This is a genomic window from Bacteroides sp. CAG:633 (genome assembly GCF_000435115.1).
Lineage (GTDB): Bacteria > Bacteroidota > Bacteroidia > Bacteroidales > Bacteroidaceae > Bacteroides > Bacteroides ndongoniae.
In genome coordinates, this window is sequence record NZ_FR883121.1 from 1 (window position 1) to 1,187 (window position 1,187).

Below are 1,187 nucleotides of genomic sequence, written 5' to 3' on the forward strand. Positions count from 1 at the left end.
ATTGACTACGTGCCGATGTACAACAAGTTCCGCGCCGTGTCGTCCATCCTCGTCATCGCCGAGTTCACCATCCCCCTGCTGGCGGTCTTTGCCCTGAAGAAGATACTGGAAGAGCCCACTGTGCTGCGCGCCAACCTGAAGGCCCTAGGCATCAGCCTGCTGCTGACGGCCGGTGTGGCTCTGTGGTATGCCGTTCCCTCGTCGGGCGGTTCCTACGTGCCTGCCCAGGAGGCGCAGATGCTGCAACAGGCCGTTGACGGAGGCATGATTCCGGCCAGTGAGCTGAACGGCATCCTGGCCAATCTGGGCGAGATGCGCGCCGCCCTGGTACAGGCCGACGCCCTGCGCAGCTTCCTCATCATCGCCATCGGCCTGCTGCTGCTCATGCTCTACACCACGGGCAAGCTGCGGCAGTCGTTCACCGTGGCCGGCATCGCCGTGCTCTGCCTGGTGGACATGTGGAGCGTCAACAAGCGCTACCTGAACGACGAACAGTTCGTGTCCCGCTCCATCCGCACCGAGAGCTTCAGCAAGACGCCGGCCGACGAACAGATCCTGCAGGACAAGGACGCCGACTACCGCGTGCTGAACCTCGCCTCGAACACCTTCAACGAGAACAACACCTCCTACTGGCACAAGAGCGTGGGCGGATACCACGCTGCCAAGCTTCGCCGCTATCAGGAAATGATAGACCACCACATCAGTGGTGAAATGCAGGCCGCCTACCGCGAGTTTGCCACTTCGGCCGGAGAGGTAGACAGCATCGACCCAAGCAAATTCCGCGTACTGAACATGCTGAACACCCGTTACTTCATCTTCCCCGCCGGACAGAAAGGCGAAACTATGCCCATGCGCAACCCCTTTGCCTACGGAAATGCCTGGTTTGTGAACAACGTACAGTATGTGGACAATGCCAATCAGGAAATAGATGCCTTGCACGACATTTTGCCCACCGAAACAGCCGTTGTGGACAAACGCTTCAAGGACGCACTGAAAGGCATGACCGATGCCCATAAGGACAGCCTGTCCGCCATCCGCCTGACTAGCTACGCGCCCAACCGCCTGACGTACGAAACCGAAAACAGCGGCGACGGTATTGCAGTATTTTCCGAAATATACTATCCTGACGGCTGGCAGGTAACTATCGACGGCCAGAAAGCCGAACTGGGTCGTGCCGACTACATTCT

1 pseudogene is annotated in these 1,187 nt (G+C 58.8%); it reads left to right on the forward strand.

Annotation, left to right across the window (positions count from 1 at the left end):
* Positions 1 to 1,187 (forward strand): annotated as a pseudogene (locus QVP67_RS12100) (hypothetical protein); the annotation flags it as partial.